General features: G+C 47.5%; 5 protein-coding genes. 1 reads left to right on the forward strand and 4 read right to left on the reverse strand.

Annotation, left to right across the window (positions count from 1 at the left end; genetic code table 11):
* A partial coding sequence (locus K941_RS17620) for an IS1/IS1595 family N-terminal zinc-binding domain-containing protein (protein WP_029102438.1) occupies positions 1-206 on the reverse strand: 206 nt, incomplete at its 3' end.
* Between the two features lie 31 nt (positions 207-237).
* Here K941_RS17620 and K941_RS18135 point away from each other — a divergent pair.
* Entirely contained in the window at positions 238-339 is a 102-nt protein-coding gene (locus tag K941_RS18135) for an IS3 family transposase (protein WP_084137766.1), read from the forward strand.
* Positions 340-422: 83 nt separating this feature from the next.
* Here the strand turns inward: K941_RS18135 and K941_RS0112075 are convergent, their stop codons facing one another.
* The 3 genes from K941_RS0112075 to K941_RS0112085 all read right to left on the reverse strand — a co-directional run.
* On the reverse strand, positions 423-1,910 hold the full coding sequence (locus K941_RS0112075) for an aminoacyl-histidine dipeptidase (protein WP_029103799.1): 1,488 nt from the start codon (positions 1,908-1,910) through the stop codon (positions 423-425).
* Between the two features lie 50 nt (positions 1,911-1,960).
* Positions 1,961-3,766, reverse strand: coding sequence for an aminopeptidase P family protein (locus tag K941_RS0112080; RefSeq protein WP_051226064.1), 1,806 nt, complete (start codon positions 3,764-3,766; stop codon positions 1,961-1,963).
* A 240-nt stretch (positions 3,767-4,006) separates the two neighbouring features.
* On the reverse strand, positions 4,007-4,381 hold a 375-nt coding region (locus K941_RS0112085; protein WP_029103801.1), incomplete at its 5' end, for a hypothetical protein.

Below are 4,381 nucleotides of genomic sequence, written 5' to 3' on the forward strand. Positions count from 1 at the left end.
CGACCAATTGAACGAAAGCCCAAACCTTCTAGATACATATTGATTGCCATTTGCTTGGTTTCTTCGCTTTTATGATGCGTTGGTTTATGTACTGAAAAGTAATGATTGCAACCTTTGCACTTATAGCGTTGTCTGCCATTGTTAAAACCTGCTTTGACAAAGTGTTTGTGCTTACATTTAGGACAACTATCAAATGTTTCGTTCATTGGTTTTTACTCTATGGTAAAGTATTGAGCTATTTTAACTTATGTATTTGTTTTTAACAATACCAGAAAACTAAAAGGACTAAGTCCTGTGAAATACAGAAACTTCGTCCAATCAGGGTTAATCAAGCCTTGATACAACTTAGCCTTTTATCTTATGTCTAAGATTTGGGGTCGGTTCATTCCATTGCGGACGGTTTTTTGACTCAACCGCTTTTTTCACGACTTCACAGGTGAATTTTTTAAAATATCCGTCAAAAGTTGCCAATACACCGCCACGCTCGCCACGTCCACCGCTTCATCAGGCGAATGGGCATTGATAATCGTGGGTCCCACAGAGACGATGTCCATGTTGGGATAATTTTTCTTAATCAGTCCGCATTCTAGCCCTGCATGAATGACCTTGATTTTGGGTTCATACCCCAAAATGTCAGCATACAAACGGGCAGTTATGGGCGTAATGGCAGAGTTTGGGTCATAGTTCCACCCCACATAGTCGCCGTCAAACACCGCTTTTGCCCCCACCAAATCCGCCACGCTTTGCAAGGTGCTTATCACGCCTTGTTTGCCAACTTGGGTCAAGGAGCGGACAAGCAAGGTCGCCACCAGCTCGCCATTTGCCACACCAAGCACCCCAAACGATAGCGAAGTCTCCACCACGTCAGCGATGTTGTCACTGTATCGCACCACGCCAGACGGCAGTACATTGATGAGATTTATCACGCTTTGGCTGTTTTCTATGACGGTATCGGGTCGCTCGGTGTCTTCTATCGTGATAGAAAGTTTGGGTTCTGCCGTACCGATTTCGCTCTCTATGTCTTTGATAATATTAGATAAATTTCCCAAAAACTGCTCTTTGCCCGCCCCATTCATCACAAGGTTTGCCACACTTTCTCGGGCAATGGCATTTCTTAGCGAACCGCCTTTGATGTCAGCGATTTTAAAATCGCACGTCTGCGATAAAGTCGCCAACACTCGCCCCAACAGTTTAATGGCATTTGCTCGGTTTTTGTGAATGTCCACGCCCGAATGCCCACCCTTTAAGCCCTTGACAGTCAAACTTATCGCACTGTCATAGCTATTTTCCACATAACGCACAGGCAACGCCAAATCAGCGTCCACACCCCCTGCACAGCCCACATAAATCTCGCCTATCTCTTCGGTGTCGGTATTGACCATGATTGGGGCGGTCAGCGTCCCCGCCTGCAGGCCTATCGCCCCCACCATGCCCGTCTCTTCGGTCATGGTGAGTAGCACTTCGATGTCAGGGTGAGCCACCGTCTCATCGCTTAGCACCGCCAAACAGCTCGCCATGCCAATGCCGTTATCCGCCCCGAGCGTGGTGTCAGTCGCCTTTATCCATGCCTTATCATCGCTAAATCGCATGATGATGGGGTCTTTGGTAAAGTCGTGGCTCGTACTGGCGTTGGCTTGGGGTACCATGTCCAAATGGGCTTGCAGGGCAATGGGCGTGCGGTTTTCCATGCCGACTGTGGCAGGTTTTTTGATGATGACATTACCAATCTCATCACGCCACACGGTAAGCCTGTGAGAACTTGCCCATGAGACGATGTGGCTTGCTATCGCTTCTTCGTGATAAGACGGGTGGGGAATGCTACAAATCTGGGCAAACCACCGCCACAGCTCGCTCGGGGCAAGGTCTTGGACGACAGATAGGTTATGGTTTAGGGCGTTTTGGTTTAACATAGGATTTTCCTTGTGGGTTGTTTAAAATTGGTATTTAATAGATAAAAAGCTCACACCGCCTGCGTTCGCTCAACAAGCCACGCTTTTGCCTGCCCGTCCACACGTCCGATAAGCTCATCATGAACACGTTTGTGATAGTCGTTGAGCCAACGTTTTTCTTGCTTTGTCAAAAGATGTGGCAATATCAGACGGGTGTCAAATGGGCATAAGGTCAAATCTTCAAATTTTAAAAACTCGCCAAACTCACTCTGGTGTGCCTTGACCGCCACGACCAGATTTTCAAGGCGTATGCCCCATTTGCCTTCACGGTACAGCCCCGGCTCGTTACTGGTTATCATGCCTTCACTCATGATACGTTCAGGCGTAACAGGGGCGGTGCGTGAGATGACCTGCGGACCCTCATGGACGTTTAGAAAATAGCCCACGCCATGCCCTGTCCCATGCCCATAGTCTAGCCCCTGTTGCCACAGTTGGTTACGAGCCAATACATCTAGTTGCATGGACGGTATGTCTTTGGGGAAATGGGCAGTTGCTAGGGCGATATGAGCCTTTAACACATAGGTAACATCACGCTTTTCGTCATCGCTAATTTGCCCCACGCCTGCCATACGAGTAATATCAGTCGTGCCGTTTTTATACTGAGCCCCTGAGTCAATCAGTAGCAAACCATCCCCGTCCAAATACGAAAATCGCTCGTCTGTCGCCCGATAATGCACAATCGCCCCATTGCCACAAAATCCTGCAATCGTATCAAAACTTGCCGAAATGTGGTTCGGCTGGCGACTTCTGGCACACTCCAACATCTCATCAATATCAAGCTCGGACACACGCTCGCCTTGGGCAAGCTTGTCTTCTAGCTCGGCAAAAAACTCGCACAACGCCACGCCGTCTTGACGCATGGCTTCACGGATATGGTTGATGTCATTGTCCGATTTTATGGCTTTTAACACGGTGGTAGGATTGACCGCTTTGATGAGTTTGGCAGTTTTTGGCAAATGGGTGAGCGTACCGACCGCCACTTTGGCAGGGTCAAACAGTAGACTCTCTACATCGCCCAAACGCTCCGCCACGCTGTCATAATGAGCCACATCAATGCCCGCCACGCTTAGGGCGGATTTGGCGGTGTCGGTGAGTTTGTCATCATGGACAAATAAAGTCACTGTGTCTGGCGTGATAAGTAGGTGCGACAAAAACACGGGGTTAAAATTCACGTCCGCCCCACGCAAGTTGGTGAGCCACGCAATGTCATCAAGACCACTAACAAGATGATGAGTCGCTCCCCTTTGGGTCATAATCTCACGCACTTGGATAAGTTTTTGTTTGGCACTCGTATCCACAAACGTCTCATCATGCACATAAATCAGGGCGTTGGGTAGGCTTGGGCGGTCTTGCCAAATCTGCCCCAAAATGTCGGTGTCAATCACAAGCTCCATGCCACGCTCGGCAAAGGCTTGGCTTAGACCATCAAACTCCGCCATAGACAACACCGCCCCGTCTATCGCCACTTTTGCCCCTTGGGGTAGGTTGTCCGCCAAAAACTGGGCATAAGTGGGGCAAGAATGCTCCATTTTTTGTAGCTCAATGCCTGTGCCGTCAAGCTCAATGGGGGCTTGCACCCAATAACGGCTGTCCGTCCACACCCCTGCAAAATCATGCGTGATGACCAACGTACCAACCGACCCTGTAAAGCCCGACAACCACGCCCGACCTTGCCAATACACAGGCAAATACTCGGACATGTGCGGGTCAGCAGACGGTATGATAAGGGCGGACAATCCACGCTCGGCAAGTATCGCACGCACAGCAAGCACTCGGGCGTGGCGGACATCGGACGGGGTTTTGTGAAAGTCGGTCATAATTTTTCCTTGATGATAATACAAACGCCTATTTTACACCCAAGCCATTTTTGATACAACATTTTAGGGCATGTCTGCCTTTGGTATTTGCAATGAAAAATGCCTGTTTAAAAAAGCAGGGGAATCGCACGTTTTTCAAGGAAAAAATAAAGGCTGTGGGTTTTCCATCAGACAAGTTTTTATTATGAAAAACAATCCAACCACTTAACTGGGTAAATTTTAAGATTTTTACTTAACTTTTTAAATTAAGCGGTCAGATAGCCATTTTTCATGCAAAAATTGATTGAAATTGTCAAATTTCCATCGCATTTTGTGAAAATCCTCAGAACAATCGCACCACCCCTTACCAAACAACAACTGTTCAAGATAAGACTTATCCTGTGAAGCTCTCATTTTACTGCGTTTCACAGAGAGTTTAGCATCCCCATTGGCTCGAATTAAGTTTAATGCGGTACGAGTCAGTAATGCTTTATTTGCTTTTTCATGACGTTCAAGACTTTTTTGGTCATCTTCACTAAAGATAACATCTAACACCCAATGCTGACTGTTTTCAATAGACCAATGGTTACAAATGGCATCAGCAATCATATTAACATCTGTCAGGGAGGTTAGGTA

The organism is Moraxella caprae DSM 19149, from assembly GCF_000426885.1.
In the GTDB taxonomy this organism is placed as follows: Bacteria; Pseudomonadota; Gammaproteobacteria; order Pseudomonadales; family Moraxellaceae; genus Moraxella; species Moraxella caprae.